Raw genomic sequence first — 17,467 nt, 5'->3', positions numbered from 1 at the left:
AACCGGCGGTGTCAGACCTCTCCTACGCGCTCGGACGTGATGAGCCTAGAGGTCTGCGAGGTAGCCGAGTGCGTCGTTCGCGCCCAGTTCGGATGTCGCGTAGCCCCAAGCTGCCGAGCTCGTCATGGACGCGCGCGCTCGATCGCGTTAGTGAGGTACGAGAGCCGCGTAGCCAGCGCGTACTTGCGCTCCGGGGGCAGCGAGCTCGGGTCACGACGCGCCGTGGCAAGGTCCGCGGAGTCGAGCCGCGCGAGCAACGCGATGTTTTCGAGAGTGAGATGGAACTGCGTCGTCAGTCCTTCGAGGATCGCCTGCAGACGCTCGTCGTCGCCGATGTCGAAGCCCTGAAGGATCTGCGACGCGAGGACGGACAACCGGGTCGCCTCGTCTGCGGAGAGCGGCTGAAGATCCGTCGTGACACCGTAAGTGTCCTTTTCAGAGCCGGTGAGGAAAGCGCGAAGCGTCGCGGTCGGCGTCTGGGTGATGGCCTCGAGAGCCGTCTCGGAAATGCGCCCGTCAGCGACGGCACGGCTGAGTTCCTCGGCGGTATTGAACATTTGAGCGGCCACAGTCAACTCCTTCGATCGGCATGGGCAGAGCGACGGTGGCGGGAGGAGGCAGGCTCATCCCGCCACCGGTGTTTCGGATTTTATCTCGTGTACGTGTAGAGCGTGTAGTTCGGGACAACGGTGGCAACCGGCACTCCCACGAGGAATGCCGTACCGGTCAGCACTCCGGAATACCGATGACCGCGCAGACGGCTAGTCGGCACCGAACCGGAGAACCCAGACACGATAGTCGTGCCGCCCGAAAGGCCATGGCTCACGTCGGTGACACTGAACGAACCGGTGAAAGACGTCGCCGGAATCGACATAGCGATGCTGTAGTGAAAGCTGCCACCCGAACCGGTCACCGTCAGCGTGCCCGCGTCGCCGGGGTACACGGCGTCGGGCGTCATCTGGCCCGGCGCCGAGGGCGAGGCGACTCGGTGCAAGGCGAAGGTCGCTGTTTCACCCTCTCGGAGCGTGTACGCTCTCCCGTCCACTTCCAGGAGATACTCCGCTGCGCCCAAGCGTTCGCTCGCGTTCGCAGCGGATGCCGTTGTGCCGAGCGAGAAGATTCCGATCAGCATGACCAGGATCACACCGATCGAACGCCTGCTGCGGGCCCCGCGCTGAAAAGCCATCGATCTAGCGCTACTCGCCCTAGATCCCGGTCCAGTCGGCTCTTGCGTTGCCGTGCTCATGATTTTTCCCTCCACATGGATGAATCGTCGATGCCGGCCCAGAATGCAGCCGATCGCTTTGTACTGTTTGGTCGCCCGGAGGTTCCTGACAGCATGTGCTCGACGCGGCCCGCCGGGCCGTGACTTCCGACGAAACAAGAAGTCAGGTGTCAGGTTTGGCGTCTTCGGCAAACTGCTCGTAGGGGTGCAGGGAGGTCACATGCCACAGGCGTTCGCTGCTCTTTACGAGGCCCACGCTCGAGTCGTCGAACACTACATCCGTCTGCGCATCGACGACGTGGACTTAGCGCAGGATCTGACGGCGGAAACTTTCACCATCGCATGGGAGAAGTACTCCGCCGGCACTGCGATCACCAGGGGATGGCTCCTGAAGACGGCTCGAAATCTCATTGGTAACGAGTACCAACGACGAACGCGTGTCAGGGAGCGAACGCAACGTTCGATCGCAGCGCAACTCGTTGTAGCGCAACACGAGATCGATGACATAGCGGACGTGGAGCTGAAGGCCGCGATAGCGCGGCTGCGGCCAGCAGATGCGCTCGTATTGAAGCTCACCTACTGGTGCGGTTTGCCCGCCGCTGAGGCCGCGCAGTTCCTCGGCTGCACAACGGTCTCGTACTGGCAACGTCTAGCGCGTGCTCGTGTGGCGCTACGTGCAGAACTCGGGGCGCCCGGGACGGCCATCCTCTAGTCGTGAACTCGAACCGGCGCCGGAGTGCACACTCCCGTGGCGCCCTCGAGCCGCGTCAAAGGAGGCGCTGGCGCGTCCGGCGGAGGAACGGAAAGGCCATTCGGGGATGATCTCTCCTCAGCGCGAATCCGACGCCGACCCGCCCCGCGCCGGCCAGGGGGAGCGCTCGGCTAGCCTTTCTCCATGCCCGATTCCACCCGGATCACCGACGTCTCGATCGGGAGCGACGGCATCCGCCTCGGCCAGTTCATGAAGTTCGCGGGCCTGCTCGACTCGGGCGGCGACGTGAAGGAAGCCATCATCGACGGATACGTGACCGTCAACGGCGAGGTCGACCGCCGACGCGGGCGACAGCTGCAGACGGGCGATGTCGTCACCTACGACGGGCGCTCCGTTCGCGTGCAGCCCTGACCGTGGCTCACGGGTTCACATTCCGTTAGCCACAAGGCCGACACAGGCACCGATCCAGCGCCGCACCCACCAGATGGAAGAATCGTCCGGTGACCGCAACTCTCGTCGCTCGGGGCCTCGCCGGCGGGTACGGCCACCGCACACTCTTCGAGGGCGTCGATCTCACCGTCAGCCCGGGTGACGTCGTCGGCGTCGTCGGGGCCAACGGCGCCGGCAAGTCGACACTGCTCCGCATCCTCGCCGGGCGCGACGCCCCTCAGGCGGGAACTGTCAGCCTCGCTCCAGCCGACGCGTTCGTCGGCTGGCTGCCGCAGGAGCATGAGCGCGTCGAGGGTGAGACCGTCGCCGCGTACATCGCCCGCCGTACGGGATGCGCCGAGGCGACGGCCGAGATGAACGCCGCGGCATCCGACCTCGGTGACCCCTCGATCCCCGGCGCCGACGACCGGTACGCCACGGCCCTGGAACGCTGGCTCGCGAGCGGCGCCGCCGACCTCGACGAGCGCCTGCCGATCGTGCTCGCCGACCTCGGGCTCGAGCTCGACGCCGACGGCGCCCACATGACATCTCTTTCGGGCGGTCAGGCAGCGCGCGTCGGACTCGCCGCGCTGCTGCTCTCGCGCTTCGACATCGTCCTGCTCGACGAGCCGACGAATGACCTCGACCTCGACGGGCTCGAGCGACTCGAAGCCTTCGTGCGCGGCCTGCGCGGGGGAGTCGTGCTGGTCAGCCACGACCGCGAGTTCCTCGCGCGCAGCGTCACCCGCGTGCTCGAGCTCGACCTCGCGCAGAACTCCCACCGCATCTACGGCGGCGGCTACGACGCCTACCTCGAAGAGCGGGCGACCGTGCGCCGTCACGCGCGCGAGAAGTACGACGAGTTCGCGGGCAAGAAGGCCGATCTCGTCGCTCGAGCCCGCGTGCAGCGCGAGTGGTCGAGCCAGGGCGTCCGCAACGCGATGAAGAAGAACCCCGACAACGACAAGATCCGGCGCAAGGCCGCGACGGAGTCGAGCGAGAAGCAGGCGCAGAAGGTGCGCCAGATGGAGAGCCGCATCGCCCGGCTCGAAGAAGTCGACGAGCCCCGCAAGGAGTGGCAGCTCGAGTTCACGATCGGTGCTGCGCCGCGGTCGAGCTCGGTCGTCTCGACGCTCAACGGTGCCGTCGTCCGACAGGGCTCGTTCACCCTCGGACCGGTGTCGTTGCAGGTGAACGCCGGCGACCGCATCGGCATCACCGGGCCGAACGGCGCGGGCAAGTCGACGCTGCTGCGCACGATCCTCGGTCGGCAGACTCCCGACGAGGGATCGGCCGGCCTCGGGTCGAGCGTGAGCATCGGCGAAATCGATCAGGCGCGTTCGCTGCTCGTGGGCTCTCGTCCGCTGGCCGACGCGTTCGAGGCTCTCGTGCCCGAGATGGCGTCGGGGGAGGTCCGGACGCTGCTCGCGAAGTTCGGTCTCAAGGCCGATCACGTGCTGCGCCCGGTCGATGAGCTGTCGCCGGGGGAGCGCACGCGCGCCGGTCTCGCCCTGCTGCAGGCGCGGGGCGTGAACGTCCTGGTGCTCGACGAGCCGACCAACCACCTCGACCTGCCCGCGATCGAGCAGCTCGAACAGGCGATCGAGTCGTACGACGGCACGCTGCTGCTCGTCACCCACGACCGGCGGATGCTGGATGCCGTGAGCACCAACCGCCGCTGGCACGTCGAGGGTGGCCGCGTCACCGAGGCCTGAGAGCACTGCGTCAGGCGCACGGCTGGACGCCCTCCTAGACCACAGCGCAGACTGTGATCATCGAGAGGAGAACCTCATGCAAGGTGCAGATCCCTTCCGTGCCTATTACGTGACAGTCATCGCGGTCGCGGTCTTGAGCATCGGCGTCGGCATCTTCGTCGGAGGTCTGACCCAGCAGTACGTGATGGTGTTCTTCATGCAACTCCTCGTGGCCGCGCTGCTGGCCGCCTGGTATGTGAGCATCAAGAAGCGCGTCACCGCCAACGACGATTCCGCCGAAACCTCCAGCCGATAAGGTGCGGGCATGCGATCGCCGATGAAAGCACTGCTCGTGGCTGCACCGATCCTGCTGCTTGCCGGCTGCTCGGCAGGCGATCTGCCTGAGTTTGCGACCAAGCAGACCGACCGCGACGTCGTCGACGACGAGCGGGCGATCGAGGGCATCGCGTCCGAGACGACGCGCTTCGTCGGCGAGGTGGACGGGGTCGAGCTGTTCCTCGCGAAGAGCCAGGACGACGAGATCTGCCTCATTCAGCTCCGCGACGGCGGCTTCGAAAGCACCGCATGCTCGTCCGGGGGCGGGCTCGGAACGACCGTCACGGGCGGGCCCGCCGTCGAGGTCGGCGACTTCAGCTACCTGCCGGATGCCGAGAGCCGCCCGGGCCGAGAGCAGATCAGTGACAGCGTCGTCATCATCCGCGGTGGGCTGTAGTCCGACGCAGCCCTCGGCTGGCAACCAAGGTTGACAAGGAGCTCTTCAGCAACCTAGGTTGCTTATATGGAATCCACCCAGATCGCCGGCGTCGCCGCAGACACGCGTGATCCACGTGCGGGTCTGCGTGCGATCGCGTCGCTGCGCTCTCTCACCGAGCGCCTCGAGCTGGCGCAGGTCGAGGCGGGCCTGCGCGCGGGCATGAGCTGGCAAGAGATCGCCGACGCGCTCGGCGTCTCGCGCCAGGCCGTGCACAAGAAGTACGCCAAACGGATCGATCCGACCATCGACGTCCCCAGGAGAACCCGATGAGCAAGCTGACGGTAGCGACCGCGACGATGTACGACCTGTCCCTCGCCGGTGCGGAGGAGGCATCTCGACTCGGCGAGCAGAGCGGTGACATCGACCACTTGCTGCTGGCACTGACGATCAACGAGCAGGTCGCCGGTCAGGTGTTGCGTGCGCTCGGCGTCGACCTCGAGCGCACTCGCGCGGCGGTCGAGCAGCAGCACGCCGATCAACTGGCTTCGCTCGGCGTGCAGGCCGCGGCGCCCGGCCCGGGGCGCATCACCTTCCACGAGCGCGGCGACTTCGACTGGAACGACCGCGCCCTCGAGGTACTGCGCCGCGCGGCCAAGGGGGGCAAGCGCGGCGACGCCGCTGCGGTGCTGCGCGAACTGCTCGCCGAGGGCAGCGGGCTGATCGAGGCGATCCTCGAGCGGCTCGACACGACGGCGCACCACGTGCGTGAGCTCCTCGACCAGGCTGAGCAGTACCCGTCGCCGCCGAGCGGGGCCGTCGACGGTCGATCGCTGTCAGGGGCGGGCGCAGCTCACGTGGCCGCACCCGTCGCGCACGTGTGGGCGCTCGTGAGTGACCCGACGCGGATGCCGGAATGGGACCTCGCATTCGGCCGGGTCAGCGATGTGCCCGACGAGGTGGAGGCGCGGTCGGTATGGACCGCACACGCGCTCGAGACCGCGCCCAACGGCAAACCGCAGCGGGTCCGGCCCGATCGTCAGCGTGCTCGGGTCGAGCTCGTGGGGTTCGAGCCGATGACCATGATCGAGTGGACGACGACCTGGCCCGACTCGGCCACGTCGAACAGGCGCCGCACGCGCATCGAACTCGAACCCGCCGCCGGCGGCACCCACCTGCGCATCTCCCAGGCCTGGGAACGTACCGGCTCGCGTCGCGGCATCCCGCTGCTGCGCTGGCTCATGCGGCCCCTCTACACCTTCGCGATCTGGCTGCAGATCTCGCAACTGGGTGCCTCGATCGGACGCGCGTTCCGCTGAGCGTGCCGCTCAGCTCCCGAGCGGCACCACGACCCGCGGCGCGCGCACATGCCTCACCGACGCGATCTCTGCGCGGCCCGCAACGCGATCGCCCCGCACTCGACTGTCGACGAAGAAGTCGGTGTCACCGTTCCACGGCAGGATCTCGATGCGCAGGGGGCGCCCGGCGAGCTGCAACACCGCGAGATCCAGGTCCCACGTGCGGCCGTACCAGAACTGGTCGGCGACGAGCTCGTCGCCGACGTAGGCGCGCGCGACATCGCCGAACCAGGTGAGGCGCAGCACGTTCGCGGCATCCTCCTCGTAGGCGAGTGCTGACGTCTCGATCTCGAAGACCGCCGCCTGTTCCCATTCCGCTTCGAGGGGCGCGCTGAAGCGGTTCGCGGTGCCGCCCCGCCGGAGCTCGGGAGCGCCTGAAGCCCCGCGGACGGACCGCACCGCCACCGGTGTGTCGCCATCGACGGGCGCCAGCGCTCGTCGCGAGAACACTCCGGCACGCTCGGCACCCTCGAGCGCCGGGATCGTCAGGATGTCGGCGGCGCTGCTCCAACGCTCGAGGAGAAGACCGTCGGGCGTGAACGTGAGACCGCCGTCCCACAGCGCCACGACACGCCGACCGTCCACCTCGCCGGCCCAGACCTGTGCGCTCGAATCGGGGTCGAGGATGACCAACCGGGTGGAGCCGACCGTGATCACGCAGTCCGGCCCGGGCGCCGCCGTCGGCACCCAGCGTGCGCCCTGCGGCGTTTCGATCTCCTGGGCGCCCGAAACGGCAACACCGGCGTCGACGCGCAGGTCGAGCTCGACGTCGATGCCCGCGGTCGTCCCGAACACCACGACAAGACCCTCAGCGGTGTCGATCTGCGTGATCGGCTGCACGGTTCCCGACAGCGCGGCGACGTCGCCGTAGGGTTGCGCGACCGGCCAGAACGCTGCGGCCCCGGCCGGCACGTCGGTAGGCGACGAAGGCAACACCGTGCCGTCCGGAAGAGTCAGCTGCACGTCTGAGAGGGCCGGGAGCGCGGCGGCGGCCGGCTGATGGTTGTTGATGAACACGTACCCGCGGCCGTCGGCGACCCGGACGGCCGAGCGGACACCGGCATCCTCGATGTCGGTGAAGACAGCCGGCAGTTCCAACAACTCCGCTCCCCACTCCTGCAGGAACAGGTGCTGGGTGCGCAGCAGGTGGTAGTGCGGCCGAAGCGTGCCCGCTGCTCCGATGGGTGCGAAGAAGTCGTAGTCCTTCAACGGCAGGTCGTTCGGATACGCCGTCGCCTGCGACTCCTGCATCCCGCTCAGCCGCCCGTTGACCTGCGTCGTGCCGTGGTAGACGTAGTAGCCCTGCCACGCCGAACGGCTGCCCAGCTTGGTCACCGCAAGCGCGGCGATGTCGGCGGAGTCGACGTGGGGGCGGCGGTGGTAGGCGACGGCCATGCCGCCGCCGAGTTCGCACGTGATGAACGGATACCGATGGTCGTCGCGACCGTCGGTCTCGGGGGCGTTGCGCACGTCGGCGCCGACGCTCAGGTCGTCGCGCACGTCGCTGAAGATGAAGTGCATCCGCGAGAACGCGGGCAGCTCGACATCCGACTCCTCCCAGAACCCGTCGGAGTAGCCGGCGTAGACGGAGATGAGCTCGTCCTGCGGCACCTGGGCACCGCCCCAGCCCGTGGCGACCCAGAACGGCGCGGTCATACCCACCGATTCGGCGAGCCGTCGCAACGAGGCGAGGTGCTCGGGCTGGTCGTAGAGCTCGTTGTCGACCTGCACCGCGATGATCGGCGCGTTGGGAGCATCATCCGATCGGAACTGTCCCCGCAACTGACGCTCGATATCGGCGTACCAGTCCTCGACGAGGTCGAGATAGGCGGGGTCGTTCGTGCGATGCCGCACCGGCAGGGCCTGGAGCCAATCGGGGAACCCGCCGTTGCGTGCCTCACCGTGCGCCCAGGGTCCAATGCGCATGACGACGTTCAGACCGACGCGTCCGGCGGTCTCCACGAACCGGCGCACGTCGAGGTGGCCCGCCCAGCTGCGCTCGCCGCGGATCTCTTCGTGGAGGATCCAGATGAGGTAGGTCGCGACGGTGTCGATGCCACCGGCCTTCATCTTGCGCAGCTCGTGCTCCCACCGTTCGGGCACATCGCGGCTGAAGTGATACTCGCCCATGACGGGGAACCAGCGCTCGCCGCCCCGGATGAGCGATGTCGCATCGATCTCGAGGCCGGCACCGCCCTGACGCGTGACGGGGGCTGCGGAGGTGGAGCGGGAGATCGTGGGCATGCGATCGACGATACGGGCGCCGCGCCGGTGCACATCAGCACAATGCGCGCGCTGACATGGACGTTCGTGCGGTGTCAGCCCTTGTGCTGTGCGCGGTAGGTCGTGGGGTTGACGCCGTGCACCCGGCGGAAGTGACGCGAGAAGTACAGCGGATCGACGTAGCCGACAGCCGTGGCGACGTCGGCGATCGGAAGCTCGGTGGTGTCGAGCAGCTCGCGGGCGCGCGCCATCTTGACGCCGGTATGGAAGGCGCCCGGCCCGCCGCCCGTCGCCCGGCGGAACAGCGCGCTGAGATGCGAGGGCGACATGCCCACGAGGTCGGCGAGCTCGGCGACCTGGATCGACCCGTCCACGCGGGCCTCGAGGTAGCGCATCGCCCGCTCGAGCGGCGAGCCATCGGCCGGCAGCACGCTGTCGGCCTCGATGCGCGTCAGCAGATGCCACGCGAGACCGGATGCCGAGAGCAGGTGCGCTTGCGAGAGGCGGCGCTCCAGCAGTGAGACGATCTCGTCGAAGAGCGCCGACACCCGGTCGACCGATCGCAGACGCGTCAGCGGGCGAGGGGCGCCGAGCATCGAGGACGACAGCTCCGCGACATCTGAACCGCGCAGGTGCATCCACCAGATCGTCCATGGGTCGGTGGGGGAAGCCTGATAAACGTGCGACCGATGCGGCGGGATGATCACGCAGGCGCCGCGGGTGAGCGCGTGCTCCTGTCCATCGATCGACACGGTGCCGGAACCGGAGACGCAGAGGATGATGATCGTCTCACTGGCGCCGTGCGCACGGACGCGGCGGTGCCCGGCAGCGGCGGGGAAGTAGCCCGCATCCGTCACCGTGAGGCGACGTGTTCCCGGCCGATCGAGGGCGATGTCGACCTGCGGACGCGGAACGACCACGAGGCGCTGATTCTCGAACCCATCGATCCGGTCGTGCGGCTGAATGCGTGGCTGATCCTGGGCCTGGTTCGCTGATTCGTCCATGTATGTCCTCGTTCTCACCATATTCCGATCACGGCGACGCGCATAGCGTTGCCCCAGGCGTCACCGACGTCGCCCCTCCGCCACGCCGAAACGGAAAGGTCAGCGATGACCCTTCATCACCCCGCACCGTTCGATCCCCGCCCCGCCGGCGGCCCCGAGAAGCTCGTGCTGCCCGAGGCCGACGCCGACCTCGCGTCGGACATCGCCGCCGGCCGTGCGGTGGCGTGGAGCGAGTCGGTCGAGATCCTGACCTACGAGGCGGGTACGCCGAGCCCGTACCCGATGTTCCTCGATCAACGCGTCTATCAGGGGTCCCGCGGCACCGTGTACCCGCTCCCATTCACCGAGTCCGTCGCCGACGAGCCGGTGCGCCGTTCGTGGCAGGCTGTGCACCTCGAGAACGCGTACGTGCGCGTCATGGTGCTCCCGGAGCTCGGCGGACGCATCCACATCGGGTTCGACAAGACGACCGGATACGACTTCTTCTACCGCAACAACGTCATCAAGCCCGCGCTCGTCGGGCTCGCCGGCCCGTGGATCAGCGGGGGAGTCGAGTTCAACTGGCCGCAGCACCACCGGCCGGCGACCTACCTGCCCGTCGAGACCGTCATCGAGCATGACCCCGACGGCTCGGCCACGGTCTGGTGTCACGACCACGACCCCTTCGCGCGGATGTCGGCGCAGCACGGCATCCGTCTGCGGCCGGACAGCTCGGTCGTCGAGCTCGTCGTGCGGCTGCACAACCGGACCAAGGAGCGGCAGACGTTCCTCTGGTGGGCGAATGTCGCCGCGCGTGTCGGCGACGACTACCAATCGTTCTTCCCCGAGGACGTGCGCTACGTCGCCGATCACGCCCGTCGCGCGCTGACGGCGTTCCCGGAAGCGGATCGTCCCTACTACGGCGTCGACTACCCCGAGCGGGCGGCAGCTGAGCCCGGGACCGACCGCATCGACTGGTACCGCAACATCCCGGTGCCGACGTCTTACATGATCGTCGACTCGAACGAGGACTTCTTCGGCGGATACGACCACGGTGCCGGCGCCGGCTTCGTGCACTGGGCCGAGCGCCGCGTCTCGCCGGGCAAGAAGCAGTGGACGTGGGGCGATGCGCCGTTCGGCCACGCCTGGGATGCCCAGCTGACCGACGACGACGGCCCCTACGTCGAGCTCATGGCCGGGGTCTACACCGACAATCAGCCCGACTTCAGCTGGCTCCTGCCGGGCGAGACGAAGACCTTCACGCAGTACTGGTACCCGATCCCCGCGATCGGACCGGCGTCTCAGGCCACCCCGGATGCCGCCGTGCACGTCGACCGCAGCGACACCGGCATCCGCGCCGCCGTCGCCGTCACGCGGTCTCAACGGGGCGCCGCGCTGCGCGTCATGTCAGGCGCTGACGTCATCGCAGCCCGCACGGTCGACCTCCGTCCGGGCGATGTCGCCGAGCTGTCGGCCGACGCTGTCGGCGCGACGGATGCGGGCGACCTGCGGGTCGAGCTGACCGACGCCACGGGTCGCCTCCTCGTTCGATGGGCGCCGGTCGCGGTCGCCGACGACGAGCCGTGGGTGGCCGAGGAGCCTCCGCTCGCCGAGCAGATCGACTCGGTCGACGAGCTCTATCTCACGGGTCTGCACCTCAGCCAGTACCGCCACCCGACCCGCTCCCCGCTGCCGTACTGGAACGCGGCGTTGCGCATCGATCCGGGAGACGTGCGCACGAACCTCGCAGTCGCCGACCTCGACTACCGGGCCGGACGCTACGACGCGGCTCTCGAGCGGGTCGAGCGCGCGCTGACCCGACTGACCCGGCGCAACGCGAACCCGATGGATGCCGAGGCCTTCTATCTCCATGGCCTCGTGCTGCAGCGCCTCGGGCGCCGCTGCGAGGCGGAGCGCGCCTTCGGCAAGGCCGCCTGGGACGGCACCTGGGCCGCTGCGGCCGGCTTCGCGCTCGCGCAGTCGCTCGCGGAGCGCGCGCAGCACCGCGCAGCTTTCCGCGTGCTCGACGAGCTCGACCAGGTCGCCGGGCACGATGCGCGCCGTGCCGCCCTGCGCGTCATCCTGCTCCGTCGCGCCGGCGACGAGGATGCGGCCGCCGCGGTGCTGACCGCCGCCCGGGCGCTCGACCCGCTCGACGCGTGGCTGCGTATTCTCGACGGCGCAGACGTGGCAGATCCCGGCATCCTGCTGGATGTCGCCCTCGATCTCCGCGACAGCGGCGAACGCGACGCGGCCGCCGCGCTCTTCGACCGGGTCGCCGACGCTGATCCCGGGCTCGCCGCGAACCTCTGTGCCGTCGCCTCGTACATGGCGGCGCAGCTCGCCGACACGAGCGGCGCCCCCGCGCGCGCTGCCGCCGAGCGCGCCCGCGCTCGTCGCTCCGACCTCACCCGAGCATTCCCGGCCGGTCTGGACGCCGCCGACGCGCTGACGGCGGCTCTCGAGGCCGACCCCGACGATGCCGTGGCGCATCACCTGCTCGGCACGCTCCTCTACGCGCACCATCGCCGGACCGAAGCGAGCGCGCACTTCGCGCGCGCCCTCGAGCTGGGCGACGCGACTCCCGTGCTTCTGCGCAACGCCGGCCTCGCCGCGTACAACATCGACGCCGACGATGAGCGCGCCTGGCTGCTCTACGAACGGGCGGTCGAGGCCGCGCCGGGCGATGCCCGCCTGCTCTTCGAGCGCGATCAGCTCGCGACTCGACTCGGGCACAGCACGGGTGAGCGTCTCGCGCGCCTGCGCCCGCTCGAGCATGTCGTGCTCGGACGCGACGACCTGACGATCGCCTACGTGACGCTGCTCGTCGCCGAGGGTGACGCGAAAACGGCGTACGAGATCCTGACCACGCGATCGTTCCATCCCTGGGAGGGCGGAGAAGGGTTGGCGATCGCCGCCTGGGATGCCGTTCACGACGCCCTCGGGATGCCGCCGGCCGAGCCCCCCGCGACGCTCGGCGAGGCGCGCAGCCCGTACACGGCACCGGTCGCGCGACACGACGACGGGGTCACCGACTACTTCGCCACGAGCCTTCCCGAACTGCTGCTCTTCGTCCGAGAGCCGGCATCCGACCACCGTCACGATGCGTCGTTTCGTCCATGAATGCCAGCGATTCGCCCATCGTTCGAGGACCGGGTCCGACCTAGCCTGAGGCGCAGGTTCGATGTCGAACCGAAACCGCACCACACCCGGCGATGTCGATTCCCGGTCCTGTCGCACGCACCACCCGATCATCCGGCGCGCCCTGCACCGAGCCGCCGGACCTCACGAGGAACAAAGGAGAACCATCGTGAAGAACCCTGTGAACAAGCCCGTGGTCGCCGCCGCGGTCATGGCCATCTCGGCGCTCGCCCTCGCCGGATGCTCCGGCGACAACGGCTCGGGCTCTGCGGGCGGCGAGGGCGACGCGGTCACTCTCGTGGTCTGGGAGTCACTCGAGGGTCGTTCGGACTTCATCAAGCAGGCCGGCGAGGCCTACACGGAGCAGAATCCGAACGTCACCATCGAGTACAAGAACGTCGAACTCGGCGATGCCCCCGCCCAGATCGCCCTCGATGGCCCGGCCGGCGTCGGACCCGACGTGTTCGCAGCGCCGAGCAACGCCACCGGTGAGCTCGTCGCCGGTGGCCACATCCTCGCCGTCGCCGGCGCCGATGAGCTCAGGGACGAGCTGCTGGAGGGGGCCGTGCAGAACGTCACCTATGAGGACGAGATGTGGGGCGTGCCGGTCACGATCGACACCTACTCGCTGTTCTACAACAAGGAGTACGTCGCCGACCCGCCGAAGACCTGGGCCGACGTCGTCGCTTTCTCGAAGCAGTTCGCCGCCGAGAACCCCGGCAAGTACGGCTTCGCGATGAACCCGGGCGTCGTGTACTACGCGGGTTCGTTCCTCTTCGACAAGCCCGACAACCTGCCCTTCGGCGAGAACGTCGACGATCCCAGCCAGCCCAACACCGACACGGCGGCGACCGCCGAGGGCGCAGCCGAGCTCGTGAAGCTCCGCGAGGTCCTCGACGTCGCCGCCGATGACCTGGATGACGCGACGGTCGACACCCTGTTCGAGAGCGGCCAGTCGGCGATGACCCTCACCGGCTCCTGGAACATCCCCGTCTTCGACGACGCGGGCCTCGACTACGCGGTGACCACGATGCCGGCGGCATCCGGTTCGGACGAGCCGTCGGGGTCGTTCTCGAACTCGCGCACGATGTACGTCTCGGCGTACTCCGAGCACACCGAGGCAGCGCAGGATTTCGCCGCCTTCCTCGCGAGCGCGGAGATGCTCCAGCTCGCCTATGACCTGACCGGATCGGTGCCGTCCGCCGACATCCCCGTCGACAACGAGGCCACCCTCGGCCTGATCGAGCAGGGTAACTACGCCTTCCCGAGCCCGTCCATCCCCGAGGCCGCTCAGTTCTGGCTCGCGATGGACTCGGCCGTGAAGAACATCTGGAACGGTGCCGACATCGACACCGAACTCGCCACGGCCACCTCGGTCATCGAAGGTCAGTGACGCCTCGTCACCGTCCACGCAGCGGCGCTCCCGCCCTTCGCTCCGGCGAAGCCGCGGGAGCGTCGCCGCCCGGAGAAGGGTTCACGACATGTCGCTTCTGACGCGACGACCGGCTGACGAGGCGACGCGCCCCGAGACCCCGGCCGCCTCGGCCTCCGACGCCCGTCGCGTGCGCCTGCTCGCGCTCGCGTTCATGGGCCTCGCCCACATGACCGTGCTGAAACAGCGCTACAAGGGCGCTGCCTTCGCTGCCGTCGAGGTGCTGTTCCTCGTCGCCGCGCCGTTCCTCATCGGCAACGTGGTCGGCATGATCACCCTCGGCACACCGCAGCCCGAGCTGCCGGTGCGCGAACGGGACAACTCGCTGTTCATGCTCATCGACGGTGTGCTCGCGTCCGCCGTGGTTGCGGTGTTCCTCGCCGTGTACGCGATCTCGGTGCGCAGCGCGATGCTCGATCACCGCCTCGGCGTGAACCGGGAGAAGACCTCGGCGCGCCGCCAGCTCTCGGCCATCACCACGCGCGCCTTCCCCGTGCTCGGCCTCGCGCCGATGGTCGTGCTGATCCTCTTCTTCGTGCTCGTGCCTCTGGTGTTCTCAGCGCTCGTCGCCTTCACCAACTACTCGTCGCCGAACAACATCCCCCCGGCCAACACCGTCGACTGGGTCGGCTTCGACAACTTCGCCGCGATGTTCGGAGGTGACCAGCTGTGGGCGGGCGCGCTCGTGCGCGTCTTCATCTGGACGCTCGTGTGGGCGGTGCTCGCCGTGGCCACGTGCTTCTTCGGCGGCATGATCCTCGCCGTCATCCTCAACGAGTCGAACTTCCGCATCAAGCCGATCTTCCAGGCGATCTTCATCCTCCCGTACGCCATCCCGGCGGTCGTCTCACTGCTCGTCTGGCGCAACATGCTCAACGGGGCGTTCGGTTCGGTGAACAAGCTTCTGCTCGACCTCGGCATCATCGACACCGCCATCCCGTGGCTCACCGAGCCGACCCTCGCTCGATTCACCGTCGTGCTGATCAACCTCTGGTGCGGGTTCCCGTACTTCATGCTGCTGACGATGAGCGCGATGACGGCGATCCCGCAGGATGTGCGTGAAGCCGCCGCGCTCGATGGCGCGACCGGCATCCAGCGATTCCGCTTCATCACGTTCCCGCTCGTCCTCTTCCAGACGGCGCCGCTGCTGATCATGTCGTTCGCGGCGAACTTCAACAATTTCGGCGCGATCTACTTCCTCACCAACGGCGGGCCCAACGAGGCGGATACGACACGCACGGGCGCAGGCTCGACCGACATCCTCGTCAGCTGGATCTACAAGATCACGATCGAACTGCTCCAGTACAACTACGGCGCGGTGATCGCGGTCGTCATCTTCCTGGTGCTCGCTCCGTTCGCGATCCTGCAGTTCCGCCGCACCAAGGCCTTCAAGGGAGAACTGTGATGCGCATCGATAAAGTCCGCGCCGCGGTCTGGACGACCGTCGTCATCATCGGCTGCGTGATGCTGTCGATCGTGGTCATCTGGCCCATTCTGTTCACCCTCAGCTCCGCCGTCTCGCCGGGCCGGTCGGCGGCGTCGCTATCGCCCATTCCGTTCGCCAACGGGTTCACGCTCGACAACTTCTCGAAGCTGTTCACGCAGACCCTCTACCCGCAGTGGTTCCTGAACTCGTTCATCATCGCCGCGTGCACCTGTCTCGGAACGCTCGTGATCGCCTCGCTCTCGGCGTACGTGTTCTCGCGCTTCTCGTTCACCTTCAAGGGATCACTCCTCACGAGCATGATCGTGCTGCAGATCTTCCCGTCGTTCGTCGGGATGATCGCGGTCTACGTGATCCTCATGCGCATCGGCGCCCTCGACACGCTCTGGGGGCTGGTGCTGGTCTACCTCGCGGGCAACCTGCCGTACAGCATCTGGCTCGTCAAGAGCTATCTCGACACGATCCCGCACGGACTCGACGAGGCGGCCCGCCTCGACGGCGCCTCGCACCTGCGCACCTTCGCGACGATCATCATGCCCATCGCCAAGCCGATCCTGATCTTCCTCGCCGTGACCACGTTCGCGGCACCCTGGATGGACTTCATCTTCCCGAAGCTCGTCCTGCGCAGCCCCGAGATGCAGACCCTCGCCCTCGGCCTCGTGAGCTTCGTCTCGCAGAAGAACAGCGATTTCACCGCGTTCGCGGCGGGCGCGATCATCGTGGCGATCCCGTTCATGATCTTCTTCCTCGTCACCCAGAAATCCCTCATCACCTCGCTGTCGACCGGAGCCCTCAAAGAATGACGACGCCCGCGCCCTACGTCCCTGTGCCGATCCCCGCCCATCTGCCCGAGAAACTGACGATCACGCTGTGGGACTTCTCGTGGTACGTCCGAACCGGCGCGGGGGAGCCGTTCGAAGACCTGGATGCGGCCGCAGCCGACGCCGTCGCCCGCGGCTACAACACGGTGCGCATCTGCGCGATGCCGTTCCTGCTCTTCGGAACCGACCTCGACACGTCCGACCTCGAGCTCGATCGGCTCGGCGGAGACTACGCGCAGAACGTCCGCTGGTACGACGTCGCCTCGCCCACCCGCATCGACGCCCGGGCACACCTCCTCGAGCTGTTCCGGGTTCTGAAGCGGCACGACATGTTCGTGATCCTCTCGTCGTGGGAGTATCAGCAGTCATCCGTCTTCGCCACCCACCCGGCCTGGTGGGAGGCGCTCATCGCGGTTGCGCCCGAGGTCCGACCGCTCCGCCTGGCCGAGAGCCTCGCCGACCTCGTCTCCTTCGTCGCGGCCGAGGGACTCGACGATCGCATCGCGTTCACCGAGCTGCACAACGAGGTCCAGGCGGGCTATCTCGGCGAGGGCCTGCCGGATGCCGCGACCGAGCCCGACGCCGCGATCGCGGCGCTGACGCCTCGCCTCGACCGCGGGCTCGCCGCCTTCCACGCTCGCCACCCCGCACACCCGGTCACCGTCAACTACGCCGGCGTCCCCGTCGCGGCGATGCGGACGCTTCCGCGGGAGATGGACGTCCTCGTCACCCACCCCTACGTTTACGGCGTCCTCGACGAGATCACCGCCGCATTCGACCTGCGGGGGAGCCTCGCCGACTTCCCCGTCGAGGCGGTTCGGGCGGCAGGCCTGCTGCGCGCGGACGCCCCGGAGCCGACGAGCTGGGTGCTGCCCGACGAGGTGGCGTGGAAGATGCAGGCGACCATCGTCGGCAAACCTGAGATCTACCTCATGGACTGGGTGGACGCCGCGGCCTTCGACCGCTTCCTCTACGAGCGCTACCAGGTCCACCACCACGAGATGGTGCTGAAGCTCAGTCTCTGGCTCGACGTCGCCGCCGACCGTGCCGCCGAGCGCGGCATCCCCACCGTCTTCGGCGAAGGCTGGGTCGGTTACACGCCGTTGCACGGCGACTTCGAGGAGGGGCCGATCGGCGCGCAGTTCTGCCGCCTCGCGATGGCGGAGTCGGCTCGGATCGGCGCGTGGGGAACCATCGTGTGCTCGAACGCGGCGCCGCATCATCCGATGTGGCGTGACGTCGCGCTGCAGCGCGAGTGCAACGAGGGGTTCCTCGCCTCAGCGGGCGTGTGAG

Annotated in this window: 16 protein-coding genes; 12 read left to right on the top strand and 4 right to left on the bottom strand. The window is 68.1% G+C overall.

Annotated features, from left to right (window positions below; translation table 11 throughout):
• Positions 1 to 122: 122 nt before the first annotated feature.
• Positions 123 to 569 carry an HTH domain-containing protein gene (locus P6897_RS10180; protein WP_282501118.1) on the bottom strand — a complete coding sequence of 149 codons (447 nt, stop codon included), beginning with the start codon at positions 567 to 569 and terminating at the stop codon, positions 123 to 125.
• 80 nt (positions 570 to 649) lie between these two features.
• On the bottom strand, positions 650 to 1,186 hold the full coding sequence (locus P6897_RS10175) for a hypothetical protein (RefSeq protein ID WP_282501117.1): 537 nt from the start codon (positions 1,184 to 1,186) through the stop codon (positions 650 to 652).
• Between the two features lie 259 nt (positions 1,187 to 1,445).
• Between P6897_RS10175 and P6897_RS10170 the strand changes: the two genes are divergently transcribed.
• From P6897_RS10170 to P6897_RS10140, 7 genes are all read left to right on the top strand, one after another.
• The gene (locus P6897_RS10170) at positions 1,446 to 1,937 is read left to right on the top strand and encodes a sigma-70 family RNA polymerase sigma factor (protein ID WP_282501116.1); all 492 of its coding nucleotides are present in this window, start codon (positions 1,446 to 1,448) and stop codon (positions 1,935 to 1,937) included.
• A gap of 183 nt (positions 1,938 to 2,120) precedes the next feature.
• Positions 2,121 to 2,348, top strand: a complete 228-nt coding sequence (locus P6897_RS10165; protein ID WP_282501115.1) for an RNA-binding S4 domain-containing protein — start codon at positions 2,121 to 2,123, stop codon at positions 2,346 to 2,348.
• Positions 2,349 to 2,437: 89 nt separating this feature from the next.
• On the top strand, positions 2,438 to 4,081 hold the full coding sequence (locus tag P6897_RS10160; protein ID WP_282501114.1) for an ABC-F family ATP-binding cassette domain-containing protein: 1,644 nt from the start codon (positions 2,438 to 2,440) through the stop codon (positions 4,079 to 4,081).
• Positions 4,082 to 4,157: 76 nt separating this feature from the next.
• Positions 4,158 to 4,376 (top strand): hypothetical protein, encoded by a 219-nt coding sequence (locus P6897_RS10155; protein WP_282501113.1) that lies wholly within the window; start codon positions 4,158 to 4,160, stop codon positions 4,374 to 4,376.
• Positions 4,377 to 4,397: 21 nt separating this feature from the next.
• Complete coding sequence (locus P6897_RS10150) at positions 4,398 to 4,793, top strand: hypothetical protein (protein WP_282501112.1); 396 nt, start codon at positions 4,398 to 4,400, stop codon at positions 4,791 to 4,793.
• 66 nt (positions 4,794 to 4,859) lie between these two features.
• Positions 4,860 to 5,105 carry a helix-turn-helix domain-containing protein gene (locus P6897_RS10145; protein ID WP_064954960.1) on the top strand — a complete coding sequence of 82 codons (246 nt, stop codon included), beginning with the start codon at positions 4,860 to 4,862 and terminating at the stop codon, positions 5,103 to 5,105.
• Positions 5,102 to 6,091 carry an SRPBCC family protein gene (locus tag P6897_RS10140; RefSeq protein WP_282501111.1) on the top strand — a complete coding sequence of 330 codons (990 nt, stop codon included), beginning with the start codon at positions 5,102 to 5,104 and terminating at the stop codon, positions 6,089 to 6,091. Before P6897_RS10145 ends, P6897_RS10140 begins: the two co-directional genes overlap by 4 nt.
• A 9-nt stretch (positions 6,092 to 6,100) precedes the next feature.
• On the opposite strand, the gene P6897_RS10135 is transcribed toward P6897_RS10140, so the two are convergent.
• Positions 6,101 to 8,374 carry a beta-galactosidase gene (locus P6897_RS10135; RefSeq protein ID WP_282501110.1) on the bottom strand — a complete coding sequence of 758 codons (2,274 nt, stop codon included), beginning with the start codon at positions 8,372 to 8,374 and terminating at the stop codon, positions 6,101 to 6,103.
• Between the two features lie 74 nt (positions 8,375 to 8,448).
• Entirely contained in the window at positions 8,449 to 9,357 is a 909-nt protein-coding gene (locus tag P6897_RS10130) for an AraC family transcriptional regulator (protein ID WP_282501109.1), read from the bottom strand.
• A 105-nt stretch (positions 9,358 to 9,462) separates the two neighbouring features.
• Between P6897_RS10130 and P6897_RS10125 the strand changes: the two genes are divergently transcribed.
• The 5 genes from P6897_RS10125 to P6897_RS10105 all read left to right on the top strand — a co-directional run bounded on the left by P6897_RS10125 (position 9,463) and on the right by P6897_RS10105 (position 17,466).
• Positions 9,463 to 12,459 carry a DUF5107 domain-containing protein gene (locus P6897_RS10125; protein ID WP_282501108.1) on the top strand — a complete coding sequence of 999 codons (2,997 nt, stop codon included), beginning with the start codon at positions 9,463 to 9,465 and terminating at the stop codon, positions 12,457 to 12,459.
• 187 nt (positions 12,460 to 12,646) lie between these two features.
• The gene (locus tag P6897_RS10120; protein ID WP_282501107.1) at positions 12,647 to 13,870 is read left to right on the top strand and encodes an extracellular solute-binding protein; all 1,224 of its coding nucleotides are present in this window, start codon (positions 12,647 to 12,649) and stop codon (positions 13,868 to 13,870) included.
• 88 nt (positions 13,871 to 13,958) lie between these two features.
• The gene (locus tag P6897_RS10115; RefSeq protein ID WP_282501106.1) at positions 13,959 to 15,314 is read left to right on the top strand and encodes a sugar ABC transporter permease; all 1,356 of its coding nucleotides are present in this window, start codon (positions 13,959 to 13,961) and stop codon (positions 15,312 to 15,314) included.
• Complete coding sequence (locus P6897_RS10110; RefSeq protein ID WP_274179027.1) at positions 15,314 to 16,156, top strand: ABC transporter permease subunit; 843 nt, start codon at positions 15,314 to 15,316, stop codon at positions 16,154 to 16,156. Before P6897_RS10115 ends, P6897_RS10110 begins: the two co-directional genes overlap by 1 nt.
• Positions 16,153 to 17,466 carry a cellulase-like family protein gene (locus P6897_RS10105; RefSeq protein WP_282501105.1) on the top strand — a complete coding sequence of 438 codons (1,314 nt, stop codon included), beginning with the start codon at positions 16,153 to 16,155 and terminating at the stop codon, positions 17,464 to 17,466. The genes P6897_RS10110 and P6897_RS10105 overlap by 4 nt, the downstream gene beginning before the upstream one ends.
• Position 17,467 lies beyond the last annotated feature (1 nt).

This window comes from Microbacterium sp. BDGP8 (assembly GCF_029991045.1).
Classification (GTDB): domain Bacteria; phylum Actinomycetota; class Actinomycetes; order Actinomycetales; family Microbacteriaceae; genus Microbacterium; species Microbacterium plantarum.
Note: the sequence above shows the minus strand (reverse complement) of the source record. Positions and strands in the feature narration are given on the sequence as shown.